This is a genomic window from Agarivorans gilvus, assembly GCF_001420915.1.
Classification (GTDB): domain Bacteria; phylum Pseudomonadota; class Gammaproteobacteria; order Enterobacterales; family Celerinatantimonadaceae; genus Agarivorans; species Agarivorans gilvus.
On record NZ_CP013021.1, the window covers coordinates 1640499 to 1654609 of the forward strand.

General features: G+C 47.5%; 13 protein-coding genes and 1 pseudogene. 8 read left to right on the top strand and 6 right to left on the bottom strand.

Annotated features, from left to right (window positions below; genetic code table 11):
- Positions 1–9 precede the first annotated feature (9 nt).
- The gene (locus tag AR383_RS07660; protein WP_055734986.1) at positions 10–1017 is read right to left on the bottom strand and encodes a bile acid:sodium symporter family protein; all 1008 of its coding nucleotides are present in this window, start codon (positions 1015–1017) and stop codon (positions 10–12) included.
- Positions 1018–1362: 345 nt separating this feature from the next.
- Here AR383_RS07660 and AR383_RS07665 point away from each other — a divergent pair, with 345 nt between their 5' ends.
- The 6 genes from AR383_RS07665 to AR383_RS07690 are packed head-to-tail and all read left to right on the top strand — an operon-like array spanning position 1363 to position 9269.
- Positions 1363–1737, top strand: a complete 375-nt coding sequence (locus AR383_RS07665) for a hypothetical protein (RefSeq protein ID WP_157051668.1) — start codon at positions 1363–1365, stop codon at positions 1735–1737.
- Positions 1738–1781: 44 nt separating this feature from the next.
- On the top strand, positions 1782–3035 hold the full coding sequence (locus AR383_RS07670) for a TolC family protein (RefSeq protein ID WP_055732601.1): 1254 nt from the start codon (positions 1782–1784) through the stop codon (positions 3033–3035).
- An 8-nt stretch (positions 3036–3043) separates the two neighbouring features.
- Complete coding sequence (locus AR383_RS07675) at positions 3044–4753, top strand: efflux RND transporter periplasmic adaptor subunit (RefSeq protein WP_055732602.1); 1710 nt, start codon at positions 3044–3046, stop codon at positions 4751–4753.
- Entirely contained in the window at positions 4750–7872 is a 3123-nt protein-coding gene (locus AR383_RS07680) for an efflux RND transporter permease subunit (protein WP_055732603.1), read from the top strand. The genes AR383_RS07675 and AR383_RS07680 overlap by 4 nt, the downstream gene beginning before the upstream one ends.
- 59 nt (positions 7873–7931) lie before the next feature.
- A complete protein-coding gene (locus tag AR383_RS07685; RefSeq protein ID WP_055732604.1) occupies positions 7932–8576 on the top strand; it encodes a hypothetical protein in 645 nt (214 codons plus the stop codon).
- A gap of 24 nt (positions 8577–8600) precedes the next feature.
- Positions 8601–9269, top strand: coding sequence for a cytochrome b/b6 domain-containing protein (locus AR383_RS07690; RefSeq protein WP_055732605.1), 669 nt, complete (start codon positions 8601–8603; stop codon positions 9267–9269).
- Between the two features lie 56 nt (positions 9270–9325).
- On the opposite strand, the gene AR383_RS07695 is transcribed toward AR383_RS07690, so the two are convergent.
- From AR383_RS07695 to AR383_RS07700, 3 genes are all read right to left on the bottom strand, one after another.
- Entirely contained in the window at positions 9326–9586 is a 261-nt protein-coding gene (locus tag AR383_RS07695; RefSeq protein WP_232304788.1) for a DOPA 4,5-dioxygenase family protein, read from the bottom strand.
- Complete coding sequence (locus tag AR383_RS21980; RefSeq protein ID WP_232304789.1) at positions 9526–9678, bottom strand: DOPA 4,5-dioxygenase family protein; 153 nt, start codon at positions 9676–9678, stop codon at positions 9526–9528. Before AR383_RS21980 ends, AR383_RS07695 begins: the two co-directional genes overlap by 61 nt.
- A gap of 125 nt (positions 9679–9803) precedes the next feature.
- Positions 9804–10673 carry a LysR family transcriptional regulator gene (locus AR383_RS07700; protein WP_055732606.1) on the bottom strand — a complete coding sequence of 290 codons (870 nt, stop codon included), beginning with the start codon at positions 10671–10673 and terminating at the stop codon, positions 9804–9806.
- Between the two features lie 92 nt (positions 10674–10765).
- Here AR383_RS07700 and AR383_RS07705 point away from each other — a divergent pair, with 92 nt between their 5' ends.
- Positions 10766–11266, top strand: coding sequence for a lactoylglutathione lyase family protein (locus AR383_RS07705; RefSeq protein WP_055732607.1), 501 nt, complete (start codon positions 10766–10768; stop codon positions 11264–11266).
- Between the two features lie 80 nt (positions 11267–11346).
- On the opposite strand, the gene AR383_RS07710 is transcribed toward AR383_RS07705, so the two are convergent.
- Positions 11347–11991, bottom strand: a complete 645-nt coding sequence (locus AR383_RS07710) for a LysE family translocator (RefSeq protein ID WP_335338400.1) — start codon at positions 11989–11991, stop codon at positions 11347–11349.
- Positions 11992–12121: 130 nt separating this feature from the next.
- Between AR383_RS07710 and AR383_RS21720 the strand changes: the two are divergent.
- Positions 12122–12315, top strand: a pseudogene (locus AR383_RS21720) (VOC family protein); the annotation flags it as partial.
- A gap of 99 nt (positions 12316–12414) precedes the next feature.
- Here AR383_RS21720 and AR383_RS07720 read toward each other — a convergent pair.
- On the bottom strand, positions 12415–13947 hold the full coding sequence (locus tag AR383_RS07720) for an ATP-binding protein (protein ID WP_055732608.1): 1533 nt from the start codon (positions 13945–13947) through the stop codon (positions 12415–12417).
- Between the last annotated feature and the right edge of the window lie 164 nt (positions 13948–14111).

Below are 14111 nucleotides of genomic sequence, written 5' to 3' on the forward strand. Positions count from 1 at the left end.
GTGTTTAAATCACGCTTGGCGTTGTTGCTCGGGCGTGAAGGAGGCTTCAGCCGCATAGCGATTCGCCAATAGCGCGCAATAAAATATCTGGATCGGGTGATACAGCATAATCGGAAGCAATATCATGCCCAAGGCGGGATCGGCGGCAAAAATCACCTTCGCCATAGGCACCCCTGCCGCTAAGGTTTTTTTACTGCCACAAAACACCGCCGCTATTTCATCGGGACGGCTAAAACTGACTTTTCTCGCCCCCCACTGAATCAAATGCACCATAAAAAACAACACCACTAAACACAGCAGCAAAGAACTTAGTAACAAAGAGCTAGAAAAACGGCTCCAAATACCATTAATAATCGAGTCACAAAAGGCATTGTAAACAATCAAAATAATCACTAGCTTATCGACTTTATTGACCACTTGCTTGTTGCGCTCTACCCACGCCAGTAAGTAAGGACGTAGTACCTGCCCTACCACCATCGGCAACAATAACAATTTGGATATCGATAATACCGAGTCTAATAAGTTCAGCTCTACGCCTTCTAAACCCATGAATAACTGCACTAAAAAAGGCGTAATAAACACCCCAATAATGCTGGAAAGCGAGGCATTAAATATTGCTCCGGGCACGTTGCCCTTGCCCACACTGGTCATCGCCACCGACGAAGAAATGGTGCTGGGCAGCACCAATAAATAACAAAAACCAAAGGCCAGTGCCGCCGGCATAAAACGCAATAACACATCACCAAAGATTAACCACAGCAAGGGGTAAGCAATAAAAGTGGCAGACTGGATGTACAGATGTAAACGCCAATTGCTTAAGCCGGATTTAAGCGCACTTGGCGACAAACCCAAACCATGCAGGAAAAACACCACCGCCACCCCAAAAGAGCACACCGTATCCAATTGCAGTGGGCCATCGCTGCGCCCAAGCTCTGCGGATACTGTAGCCAGCCCAATCGCCAGCAACATGCCCAGTAAAAACCATTCTTTTTTTAATTTTGTAGAAAAGCTCGTCATACCCATTACTCACAGCGCAACGCAGCTCGCCCTCAAGTAAAGCCTTAAGAGCAACACTTAAATATAAATTTAGCGGATGAAAAACAGTAGCTTAACCTAAGCCAACCCCGGCAGCATAGACCTAGCGCAAGAACCGCCCTAAAAGCCCGTAAACACAGAAACCCTTGCGTCACTTGGGCAATTTAAGCTAACTAATAAGCAAATAAATACAAAGCCTAAGCACAACAAGCAACAGCATAAGCCGATATTTAGCCTATTGCCTCTAGTTGGTAATCAATATACTATCAACTCGATATTGGCCTAGTGTGTATTCATTTGCGTATTTTATTTCTGATTTTTCTGCTAATGAGCAACCTTATCTCGACGCCCTCGATGGCGATGGGAGAGTTGCCCTTAGCTGATACAGAAGCGCCCAATGCACTCAGTCAAAGCCAAGCTAGCTCGGCGTGTCACATGAATCATGCCGCTGCCTCAGAATCAGCGCATCAGCACATGTCGATGCACGGCAGTGCAGATAACAATTCAGTCGATTGTGATGACTCTGCCGACCAGCTGTGCAAAATTCAATGTGAACTTTCTGCCTGCAGTGCCATGTTACTTGGCTTAAGCAGCCAACTATCCCTGCCTATTTTAGACAACGACACGCCAGCGTTTAGCTATTCGCGGGTCTTCCCTAAGCAACAACAAGAGTCTCTCTACCGCCCTCCTCTGATTGGCTGATTTACCAATAGTTTAAATTCGTAAATCAACAATGAGGAAAGATCATGAATCCCCGTATTTTAATCGGGTGTGTGATGCTATTTACCGTAAAAAGCATTGCCCAACCGCTGCGTTTATCAGAAGCAGAACACTTAGCTTTAAGCCAAGATCCTGCCGCCGAGATGTATTTAAATCAACAGCAACAATATGCTGCACAAGCCTTGGCCAAGTCGCAACTGCCAGACCCCATGGTCAAACTGGGCTTGGGTAACCTACCCACCGACAGCTTCACACTTGACCAAGACCCAATGACCCAAGTTAGCATTGGTGTAGCTCAGCAATTCAGTCGCGGCGATACCCTACAACTCAATGCCCAGCGCTTTGAGCAACAAGGTGAACAAAGTGAGTTATTAGCGATTAACCGCCAACTCGAGCTTAAACGCGCACTACGCAATACTTGGTTCGACATTAACTTTGCCCATCAGGCGCAGCAGTTAATTCAACAAAATCAAAGCTTGTTTAAGCAAAATGTCGACTACGTGCGTAGCCAATTTGAGTTGGGTTACAAACAAAGCCAAGACTTAATCAAAGCAGAACTGCAGCTCAACAAATTTGATGAGCAAATTGCCGCTTTTGCCCAACAAGAACAGGCATTACGTGGCCGCTTAGCGGCTTGGCTAGGCGAGCAGGCCTTTGAGCCATTGTCGAGCGACTTGCCCTCTTGGCAAGACAGCGAAGCCTACGCACTAGAGACCCAATACCAGCACTATTCACTGCTAAGCCAGCACCCCAAAGTGCTAGCTGCGCAGAAAAATATCGACGTAGCAGACAAGCAAATTGCCATCGCCAACGAGGCCTATAAACCGGCATTTAAGCTAGAGCTGGCATACGGGCATCGCCGCGCAGAAGAAATGGATGGCTCCAGACGCAGTGATTTACTCAGCGGCTTTGTCACTATGGATGTACCGCTATTTACCGATAAACGCCAAGATCAAAGTCTGATTGCCGCCCAGCGTGGTAAGGGCATGAAGCGCGCCGAAAAAGAGCTATTAATGAACAACATGAATGGGCAATTAAATGGTGCCATCGCGCGCTATAGCAATACCCATGCGCGGCTACAACGCTACCAAAATACCCTGTTGCAGCAAGCCAAACAAAACACCGCGGCAGTGCTGCAAGGTTATCAGTCCAATAGCAACGACTTTGCTCGTGTTATTGAAGCCTATATGGACGAACTGGCACTCACTCTGGAATACCAACAACTGATCAGCATTAAATACAAAGCGCTAGCCGACCTGCGCTACTACCAAGCGAAATAGGAACCACCATGAATAAATTTACTCTTAGTATTGTTTGTCTAGCGCTTGGGCTTGCTGGCGGCTACGCCTTAAATTCCAACGCATTGCTTGGCGGAGCCAATCACCAAGCTCAAGCTGAACCCAGCGCCAGCAGCGAACCACAACCGCTATACTGGGTTGCGCCAATGGACCCTAACTACCGCCGCGACAAACCCGGCCTCTCGCCCATGGGCATGGAGTTAGTGCCAGTCTATGAAGACAATAACGCCAAGGCCTCGGCGGGCACGGTGACCATCTCACCCAACGTGGTGAATAACCTTGGGGTGCGCAGCAAAGAGGTGATTTTGGCTAGCTTCACCCCCGATCTACAAGCGGTGGGTAGCCTCAGCTTCAACCAAGATAAGTTATGGCAAATGAACAGTCGTGTCTCCGGTTGGGTAGAAAAACTCTATCTTAAAGCCGAAGGCGAGTACTTAGAAAAAGGCCAAAAGCTGCTGTCGTTGTATTCACCCGAGCTATTAAAAGCCCAAGAAGATCTGCTCAACGCCCTGCGCTTGGGTAATCGCCAGTTGATTGCCTCTTCCAAGCTGCGCTTACAAGTATTGGGCGTAAGTCCTAGTCAAATTAAGCAGCTTGAGAAAAGCAAAAAAGTCAGCCAATTAATCGACTTATACGCACCTGAATCAGGTTATGTGGCAAAACTGGGGGTGCGTGAAGGCGCCTACATTTCTCCAGCCACACAGTTAGTAGAAGCGGGCAGCCTAGAAGATATTTGGCTTATAGCCGAGTTGTACGAATCGCAAGCCAGCCTGGTTAAATTAGGCGACCAAGCGTTGATGCAAGTAGACAGCTTCGCCGGTGAACAATGGCAAGGAGAAGTGGACTATATCTACCCAGTACTCGACCCCAGCACTCGCACCTTACGGGTTAGGATTAAGTTCGCTAACCAAGACCAACGGCTAAAACCCAATATGTATGCTCGCGTGAAACTACAAACGGCAACACCACAGGCCAGCCTGCAAATTCCTCGAGAAGCCGTTATCTACAGCGGAGGCTTTAGCCGAGTAGTCATGGACAGAGGCGAAGGACAATTTCAATCGGTAAAAGTGCAAGTGGGTCGCGAAAGCGCTGGCATGGTTGAAATACTAGCAGGCTTGCGTGAGGGCGATAAGGTAGTAACTAGCGCGCAATTCCTACTCGATTCTGAGTCCAGCCTAAGCGCCGATTTTAGTCGCATGGGCCCGCCAGACCGCCAAGTGAATAACATGGACCACAGCAACATGGACCACAGCAACATGGACCACAGCACTATGGATCATAGCTCGATGGACCACAGCACCATGGATCATAGCTCGATGAACCACAGCAGCATGGACCACAGCAACATGGATCACAGCACTATGGACCACGGCTCGATGAACCAAGGCAGCATGGACCACAGCACCATGGATCACAGCTCGATGAACCACGATAGCATGGACCACAGCAACATGGATCACAGCACTATGGACCACGGCTCGATGAACCAAGGCAGCATGGACCACAGCAGCATGGACCACAGCACCATGGACCACAGCTCGATGAACCAAGGCAGTATGGATCATAGCACCATGGATCACAGCACTATGAACCACGGCAACATGGCGATGCCCGAGCAAGGCCAGAGCAGCGACGACGATGAGCTAGACTGGCTCGATCTCGACGCTAATGAAAGCCCAGCGGCAGGAGACGGCAAATGATACCAACGATTATCAAATGGTCGGTCAGCAACCGCGTAATGGTGCTGCTGACCACCCTAGCGCTGGTGATTTACGGGGCTTTTACCATAAAAAATACCCCGGTAGATGCCATCCCCGACTTATCTGACGTACAGGTGATCATTAAAACCAGCTATCCCGGACAAGCGCCGCAAGTAGTTGAAGACCAAGTCACCTATCCGCTCACCACGGCGATGTTGTCGGTGCCAAAGGCTAAAACCGTAAGGGGCTATTCGTTCTTTGGTGACTCCTACGTCTACATTATTTTTGAAGACGGTACCGACATGTATTGGGCGCGCTCACGGGTGCTTGAATACTTGTCGCAAGTGACGCCTAACCTGCCAGATAACGCCAAACCAGCCCTAGGACCAGACGCCACCGGTGTAGGCTGGATCTTTTCCTACGCCCTCACCGACCGCAGTGGTGGGCATGACTTAAGCCAACTACGTAGCCTGCAAGACTGGTTCTTAAAATACGAACTACAAACCGTGCCCGGCGTTTCGGAAGTGGCTTCCGTCGGCGGCATGGTAAAACAATACCAAGTAAAAATTGACCCCGATAAACTGCGCACCTATCAGCTACCGCTGTCGGCGATCACCCAAAGTATTAAACAGGGTAATCAGGAAGCTGGGGCCAGCGTTATTGAAATGGGTGAAGCCGAATACATGGTAAGAACCAGCGGTTATCTGTCCAGTATTGAAGACTTGGAAAAGCTACCGCTAAAACTCAATCCCAATGGCACCCCTTTGCTGTTAGGTGAAGTTGCCCAGATAGAACTCGGCCCGCAAATGCGCCGAGGCATAAGTGAACTGGATGGCGAAGGCGAAGTGGCCGGTGGCGTGGTAGTGATGCGCTACGGTGAAAATGCCCGCGAAGTGATAGCCATGGTGAAACAAAAGCTTGAGAGCTTACAGCGCTCGTTGCCAGAAGGCGTAGAGATAGTCACCACCTACGATCGCTCTGGCCTTATCGACAGCGCGGTAGACAACCTTCAAGATAAATTGCTAGAAGAATTTATTGTAGTGGTTCTGGTGTGTGCGGCATTTTTATTCCATATTCGCAGTTCGCTAGTGGTATTACTGAGCCTACCAGTAGGTATCATCATTGCTTTTATCATCATGCGCTGGCAAGGCATTAACGCCAACATCATGTCGCTGGGTGGCATTGCCATCGCTATTGGCGCCATGGTTGATGGTGCCATTGTGATGATAGAAAATGTGCATAAACACATGGAACGCACGCCCTTAAACAACAGTAACCGCTGGCAGGTAATTAGCAAGGCGTCTGCTGAAGTCGGCCCAGCCCTGTTCTTCTCACTGTTAATCATCACCTTTAGCTTTGTGCCGGTATTTGCCCTGCAAGGCCAAGAAGGCAAAATGTTCTCGCCCTTGGCCTTTACCAAAACCTATGCCATGGCGGCCTCGGCTGGCTTAGCGATTACCTTAGTGCCGGTGCTAATGGGCTACTTTATTCGCGGTAAGGTCATCGCTGAGCATAAAAACCCCTTAAATCGCTTATTGATTGCCATCTACAAACCGATATTGAGACTTAGCCTAAAAGCCCCTGTAGTGGTGCTATTGGCTGCCGTGGCCTTAATTGGTGTGGGTATTTACCCGGTTAACAAAATCGGCAGCGAGTTTATTCCGCCCTTGGATGAAGGTGATTTGATGTACATGCCCACCACCTACCCGGGCATCAGCATCGGTAAGGCTCGCGAGTTGCTACAACAAACCAATAAGCTGATCAAAACCGTACCCGAGGTGGAGCGAGTCTGGGGCAAAGTAGGACGCGCCGATAGCGCCACCGATCCTGCGCCACTCACCATGATCGAAACCTTCATCACCTTGAAAGACAAATCTCAATGGCGTGAAGGCTTAAGTAGCGAAGATCTGCGCCAAGAACTAGACAGTTTGATTCAGTTCCCCGGGCTCACCAATGCCTGGGTAATGCCGATTAAAACCCGCATCGACATGCTCGCCACCGGGATTAAAACCCCCATCGGCATAAAAATCGCAGGTGAAGATCTGTCGGTAATCGAAGACATTGGTAAGCAAATCGAAGTCATCTTACAAGACGTTCCCGGCACGGCTTCAGCCTATGCTGAACGGGTAGCTGGCGGGCGCTATGTGAAGGTGGATATTGATCGGCTACGCGCTGCGCGTTACGGCCTCAACATTGCCGATGTACAAGCAGTGGTGTCTACCGCTGTAGGCGGAATGAATGTAAGCCAAACCATTGAAGGCCTAGAGCGCTATCCGGTGAATGTGCGTTACCCGCAGCGCTATCGCGACAGCGTCGAACAAATGAAGCTGTTGCCACTGGTCTCTGCTAACGGCATGCGACTCAGCCTCAGTGACGTGGCCGATGTCTATGTGGAAGATGGCCCGCCAATGATTAAAACCGAAAATGCCCGCCCCAACGGCTGGATTTTTGTCGACATCGATGGCCGCGACTTGGGCTCTTACGTGCAGGAAGCGCAACAAACAGTGGCCGAACAACTGCAATTGCCCGCCGGCTATTCAGTGGCTTGGTCAGGCCAGTATGAATACATGGAGCGCGCCGCCGCTACCTTAAAAATTGTGATTCCAGCTACCTTGGCGATCATCGTGTTGCTGTTGTACATGGCCTTTCGCCGGGTTGGCGAGGTGCTGATTATTCTCGCCACTTTACCACTGGCGATGATTGGCGGGATTTGGTTGATGTACCTGCTAAACTACAATTTTTCTATTGCGGTAGGCGTCGGCTTTATCGCCCTAGCCGGGGTGGCGGTTGAAATTGGTGTAATTATGCTGGTCTACCTCAATCAAGCCCTAGTGAGCACCTTGGAGCAACACGCGCGTATCAGCCAACAGCAATTACGCGAAGCGATTATCGACGGCGCAGGTTTGCGAGTTCGCCCAGTGATGATGACGGTGGCCACGGTGATCATTGGTTTAGTACCAATTATGCTAGGCGGCGGAACCGGCTCGGAAGTAATGCAACGGATTGCCGCGCCAATGATTGGCGGCATGGCTTCGGCTTTAGTGCTCACTCTGGTGGTGTTACCCGCCGTTTATTACCTATGGAAACGCATTAGCTTACGTAAAGTGATCATCGACTAAACTACTTACTATCAACCCGTTGGGCATCACTAAGCGATGCCCAGCCTAAGGAGAACAACATGAAACTACGTCTACTACCACTCTTACTACCTTTGAGCCTAGCTTTTGCCTTGCCTGTACAGGCACATTCAGAGCATTGCCAAGACAGCAAGTTAGGCGGTCTAATGAAAGACATGAAGCAAGATCTAAAGGGTTATGTGGCCGCAGTAAAAGCCGACGATAATGCCACTATGCAACAGCAGGTGGACAAGCTGCTAAATTTAGCCGAGCAGGCCAAGCAAGAAGTGCCCATGAAGCTACAACAGCAAGGCCACCCGATGATGGACCAAGACATGGCGAACATGGATCATAGTCAAATGGACATGAGTGAAGAGATGCATAACAACATGGCAGGCATGGATCACAGTCAGATGGGCAACATGGAAGACATGGACCATAGCCAAATGGACATGAGTGAACACCTGAATGCTAACATGGCCGAGATGGCCGGCATGGATCATAGCCAGATGCCCAATATGGAAGGCATGGACCATCAAACCCATATGCAACACATGGCCTACCTAGAAAGCATAGAGCAACTAGAAGGCTACTTCCAACAACTCAAGCAGGCGAAAGATAAGCAAGCGATAAAACTCGCCTTACAAAATATTAAAAAGCACACTAAAGACAGCCACCAACGTTTTCGTTTAGATTGCGACGACTAAACTCTTAACTAGCAAGGAGCAGCCATGAATAACAGCCAAAAACGAAAGATATGGGATGGTTTTGTGCGCTTCTATCATTGGCTGCAAGTATTATTGCTAGGTGGTTTATGGTGGAGTGCAGAACAAGCCCGAATCGAGCTGCACATGGCCATGGGCCTGTGTCTGTTAAGCTTAATTCTCGCCAGAATTGTCTGGGGCTTTATTGGTAGCAGCAACGCCCAATTCCGCCATTTTATTGCTCACCCCAAACAAGCGTGGCGAGAATTTAAACTCGAACTCAAGGGCAAGCCTGCGGCTACTGCTGGGCACAGTGCCTTGGGTGCCTATATGGTAATTGCGCTAATATCAGTGCTGCTATTACAGCTTGGCTCTGGCTTGTTTATTAGTGATAACCTGTTTAGTGAGGGGCCGCTCTATCACACCGTTAGTGAGCAAACCAGTTTGTGGCTAAAAGACTTACATCATAGTAACTTTAATCTACTACTGGGCCTAGTTGCCCTGCATGTAGCTGCCATTGGCTGGTTTACCCTTAAAAAACGCCAGCTGGTCAGAGCCATGCTAAGCGGCTATCGCCACAGCCCACATAGCCCCGCCAAGCTGCGCAACGGCTTTATTGGTTTTGTGGTATTTATGCTGATGTTAGGCACCATGACTCAGTTGTTCGGCGACTATTTTGTACTGGATGGTTTATAGCATTTACTAGGCGCTAGGCCGCCACAATAAGGTGGCCTAAGCCGCAAACCGTCGTTTTAGTCGAGAAATGCGTCCATATTTAGCTCAACCGGATCACCCAACCAATAAGCGTAGTTGGTGTGATCATCAATAGCGTTGCCCGATAAGGCATGCACCAATACATTTAACTCCCCACGTTGCTCATCTAACCACGGAATAAAAGCGTCAAAGGCTTTGTGGTTGAAGATGATCTGGCAACTCCACTGAGTATGGGGGCCTACACATTTTTCATGTACCCGCCCACCTTTAAACCAAACTTCTCGCCGGCTTGATGACACAGCTCGCTAGCAAAGGCCAAGCTGTCTTGATCAAAATAAACATGGGCATGGTAGGCCTGATGCCGATTAATCGGTCTATTTATCATTTCCATTAGTTACCTTATACGATGAAGATGGGCCTAAGCACACTGCCAGCATCAGCAGCGCTATGCAATCACAACTTACACTGCACCCAAGACATGAGCATGGCCTATAGCCAAGTGTTTAAAGGCTACTTTTAAAGCCACTGCTTTATCTTGGCCGTCACCATCTGAATGCGTTTAGGTAAAGCACGATAGCGTTTAAGGCACAGGAATAACTCCTCGTTCACTGGCTTAGCTAGCGAGTGAGCACTTACCTTATCGCTATTACCAAAGGCTTCTACCGCATAGGCAGGCAATACCGTAAAACCTAAACCTAGGCTTACCGGCTGCATAATTAGGCCGATTTGATTAGAAAAGCCCTTGCGAGGAAAGTCGCTAGCATGCTGAAACTCAGCGTAATTTGCCCCCAATAATAAACCGGCATGATGCGCACCATCGGGGTGGTCGATAAAGCCCAAGTCCATCAGCTGTTGCCAAGTAGGCTTACCCAGCTTAGCAGGGGTGACTAACAATAAGGCCTCGGTGGCGATGCTCTCACTCTTTACCTCTGCCATTGATGAGCGCGCGCTAATTAAGCCGATGTCGGCTTCCCCCTTAGCGATGGCTTTTTCTATTTCGGCATTGGGCGCAAAACGATACTCAATCACCAGCTTGGGATGGGCTTGTTGCAAGGCCAATAGTTGCGGGTAAAGCTTAAGCCCTACGCTGCCCGGTGAACACACCCGCACCACACCCTCGTCTTCGGGGTCGTCCGCCAAGCTTTGTTCTAAATGCGCCAAGCTAAGTAATACCTCGCGCGCCTCGTCATAAAAACGCTGACCCGCTTCGGAGAGGGTAAACTGCTTACCTTGGCGCACAATTAGCGGTGTGCCCAATTGCTCTTCTAACTTACGTAGCTGCTGGCTTACCCCCGATTGGGTCATATGCAGGCGCTCGGCGGTGCGGGTGAAGTGGCCCACCTCCACCAAGGTACAAAAGGTGTTCAGCCAAGTGGTATTTATCATTAGAAAACGTACTCATAAAAATCACTAATGATAATTTAAAGTTATTAACCGCTATTTGTAAACTGCCCCTATCAACTATTGAGGAGCAAGTTATGCAAAGCACATTTCCAAGAACCTTTTCCCACATCGGGATTTCGGTACCAGACCTAGACAAAGCCGTAGAATTTTATACCCAAGTACTATGTTGGTATTTAATTATGCAACCCACAGAAATTACAGAAGACGACAGTGCCATTGGCGAAATGTGTACTGATGTATTTGGCAGCGGCTGGGAGCGTTTTTCTATCGCCCACCTTTCCACCGGCGACCGCATTGGTGTAGAGCTGTTCCAGTTTAAAAATCAAAGCAATCCAGAGAACAACTTTGAATACTGGAAAACCGGGGTATTTCACTTTAGCGTGCAAGATCCCAACCTAGAAGAATTGGTAGAACGCATCATTGCCGCGGGCGGTAAAAAACGCATGCAAGAGCCACGTTACTACTACCCCGGAGAGAAGCCCTACCGCATGATTTACATGGAAGACCCTTTTGGCAACATTCTAGAGATTTACAGCCACAGCTACGAGCTAACCTACAGCGAAGGCGCTTATTAAGCCATAAAAAAGCGAGCACAGCGTAGAATTGGTGCTCGCTTACAGTTAAGCGCTAGTTTAGTAGTGAGTTTATAAGCCTGTTATAGCCGCTCACTAAATGCCAGCTTTAGCCCAAGACCAGCGAAACTTGCAGAAAATAGCTTTTGTATTGCTACGGTTGCCCTTTTGGAGTTAACGATGAATTGACTAAAACTCCCCGATAAAAAGCCATATAGAACAAAAACAACCAGCGTCATAAGCATGAATACTCCCCCCAAAATAAACATATGATAAAGCGCATGTTCTGTGTTTGATGGTATGAATTGCGGTAGAAATGCTAGAAAAAATATTGAAAGCTTTGGATTTAAGATATTTAGTAAAAAGCCCTTGATCGCAATGCTAGTGTACCTAGTGCCTTTAGCCTGTTTATTTACCGAAAGTGGCGACGATGACCGCCACATTTGCCATGCTAGATAAAGCAGATAAGCTGCCCCCAAATATTTAACAACCTGAAAGGCCAATGCGCTAGTATGAAATAACGCAGCCAAGCCCAACGAGCTGGCAAGCAAGGCTGGAATAATGCCTAGCGTACAGCCCAGAGCAGCAATAAAGCTGGCTCGTTTGCCAATAAATAACCCGTAGCTACAGTGTATAAAACGCCAGTACCGGGAATAACAACAACCACGAGTGATGTGATTAAAAACTCGAGTGAAATCATTTGAAGGTTCCTTTTCTTTTAGAGCTATAACATCGTGTTATGCAACCAACAAGGCGGCCACCGCATCGAAACCATTGTGCAGTAAATTCTATAGCTAGTTTAAACCCAATATGGCAAGCCTTGCTACTCAGCCAGTAATACTAAAAATCGCGGTTTTATACTTTAGCGTGCAAGACCCCAATCTAGAAGAATTGGTAGAACGCATCGTTGCCGCGGGCGGTAAAAAACGCATGCAAGAGCCACGTTACTACTACCCCGGAGAGAAGCCCTACCGCATGATTTACATGGAAGACCCATTCTAGAATTTCACAGCCACAGCTACGAGCTGACCTACAGCGAAGGCGCTTATTAGGCAACAAAAAAGCGAGCACAGCGTAGAGTTGGTGCTCGCTGGGTTGCGACTGATGAGCTAATTTAGCGAACGAGGGATACTAAAGCCGATAACGAGCTATTACAATTTAGCACGACCAAATAGCCTGCTCCAAAACCCTCGCTTACTTGAAAGATCTACATTAGTACTCGATGGCAGAGAAGGCCTTTGCGTGGTTCTAACTTCAAAATTTTTAGGTTCCATTATAGCCTCTTTATCAATATTCATAGCTTTGATTGCTTTAGCCGCAACCATTCCAAGAAGCGATGTCAGCTCCTGCTCGAAACCAATAGTCACATCAGTTTTACCACTGCGTACATGTGCTATTTCGTGCAACAATGTAGAGGAGTATTTGCTGATAGAATCTAACTCTGTACGCTTAATAATGATTTGCGTACCAGTCCATAGTCCAGACGCCTCCGTAAAACCACCAGATTCAGGACGCATCGTTTCCGATATATCAACGGAAAGAACTTTTGAAGGAAGCCCACCTACAAGAGCTGCTATTCTACCTGTCATGTCAAATACAGTTCGTTCTGCTTGTGTCAATTTTTCATGCGGTACAAATTTAAACTCAAAGCGGTCATTCCATTCCGAAACAAAATTACCCAAATCTTGTATCGCATTACCTTCCGTATCAACCTGCCCGAGTAGCTTTTCCTTTACTGTTTTTGGGATTGTAACGATTTGCCTACCATTTGACCGAGCCTCCTCAACAAAACGAGATGAATCCATTATTTCTTCATCTGTAAGAAAAAGAACACTACCCGAAGCACTGATTATTTTCGAAGCATGCACTGATACATCAGTCCACTTCATTTCATCATGTAAAGTACCTGAACCAAAATTGTTTAAATCATTAACAAGAGTTTCGGCTACTATATCAGAGGCAGAGGCAAGTAAAATTGACTTAACACGCTCAGAATATGCTGTTCTTCCTACATTCGTTCGCTCTCTGTTAAGAGCCTTTTTAATAGCAGCTGTCAACGAAGTTATGTTATAGGAAAACAGGAAGTTTTCTTCTTCGGCAACACGTATACCATTTATGTAAATATATGAAGATTCACTAACTTTATTTAGGACTTGGCCATATTGCGTTTTCTCTAGAATCTCTTCACCTGAAAATCGTAAAAATAGACGCTTTGCTTTCTCAACATCTTCATTAGTGCACCCCTTTAAAATGAACTCAGTCCCAACAAAGCTAGGATCGGACGGCTTAGAAATACAAGCATGCAATGTTATGACATCATCAAAATCATGCTTCAACGAACGGTCAAATGAAACGTCACAGAACTTAGAGTGTATGAGTGTTTCAATTCCTAAACGATCGAATGTGGCAAGAGCATCCTTTAACCCCACGCCAAACTTTCCGATGAGTTCTGGATGCTCAAGCTTTTCCTCATTTTCATTCATAGTGAAATGCTCGTGCCTTATACCACGTCCAAAGTCTCGTATACGCCACAAACCTTCATCATCACAAAAAATTTCTATATCTTGCGTATTAGTTAATATCTGCTCATCGAGTGCATTTGCGATGATCTCTCGAATTGCGTGAAATGCATCCCAATTTTCAAGCATACGGTCGATATTTAAATCAAATTTTTTTGTTGTCATATCTTCCTCATTTAACGTTTACCGATGCCTAACATTTAGTTTCTATGCCCCTGCAAGCTTAACCTTCCTAGCAAACTAGTAGCTAACCACCTATCCCCGCAGTAACAATAACTTAAAACTATTGAGCAATCATACAATAAGATAACTTAATAAGAACCAGAGTC

What these genes read in the sequence shown, in the direction of transcription:
- AR383_RS07660 (WP_055734986.1), bottom strand. Translation starts at nt 1,017, where the DNA reads ATGACGAGCTTTTCTACAAAATTAAAAAAAGAATGGTTTTTACTGGGC.
- AR383_RS07665 (WP_157051668.1), top strand. Translation starts at nt 1,363, where the DNA reads ATGAGCAACCTTATCTCGACGCCCTCGATGGCGATGGGAGAGTTGCCC.
- AR383_RS07670 (WP_055732601.1), top strand. Translation starts at nt 1,782, where the DNA reads ATGAATCCCCGTATTTTAATCGGGTGTGTGATGCTATTTACCGTAAAA.
- AR383_RS07675 (WP_055732602.1), top strand. Translation starts at nt 3,044, where the DNA reads ATGAATAAATTTACTCTTAGTATTGTTTGTCTAGCGCTTGGGCTTGCT.
- AR383_RS07680 (WP_055732603.1), top strand. Translation starts at nt 4,750, where the DNA reads ATGATACCAACGATTATCAAATGGTCGGTCAGCAACCGCGTAATGGTG.
- AR383_RS07685 (WP_055732604.1), top strand. Translation starts at nt 7,932, where the DNA reads ATGAAACTACGTCTACTACCACTCTTACTACCTTTGAGCCTAGCTTTT.
- AR383_RS07690 (WP_055732605.1), top strand. Translation starts at nt 8,601, where the DNA reads ATGAATAACAGCCAAAAACGAAAGATATGGGATGGTTTTGTGCGCTTC.
- AR383_RS21980 (WP_232304789.1), bottom strand. Translation starts at nt 9,678, where the DNA reads ATGGAAATGATAAATAGACCGATTAATCGGCATCAGGCCTACCATGCC.
- AR383_RS07700 (WP_055732606.1), bottom strand. Translation starts at nt 10,673, where the DNA reads ATGATAAATACCACTTGGCTGAACACCTTTTGTACCTTGGTGGAGGTG.
- AR383_RS07705 (WP_055732607.1), top strand. Translation starts at nt 10,766, where the DNA reads ATGCAAAGCACATTTCCAAGAACCTTTTCCCACATCGGGATTTCGGTA.
- AR383_RS07720 (WP_055732608.1), bottom strand. Translation starts at nt 13,947, where the DNA reads ATGACAACAAAAAAATTTGATTTAAATATCGACCGTATGCTTGAAAAT.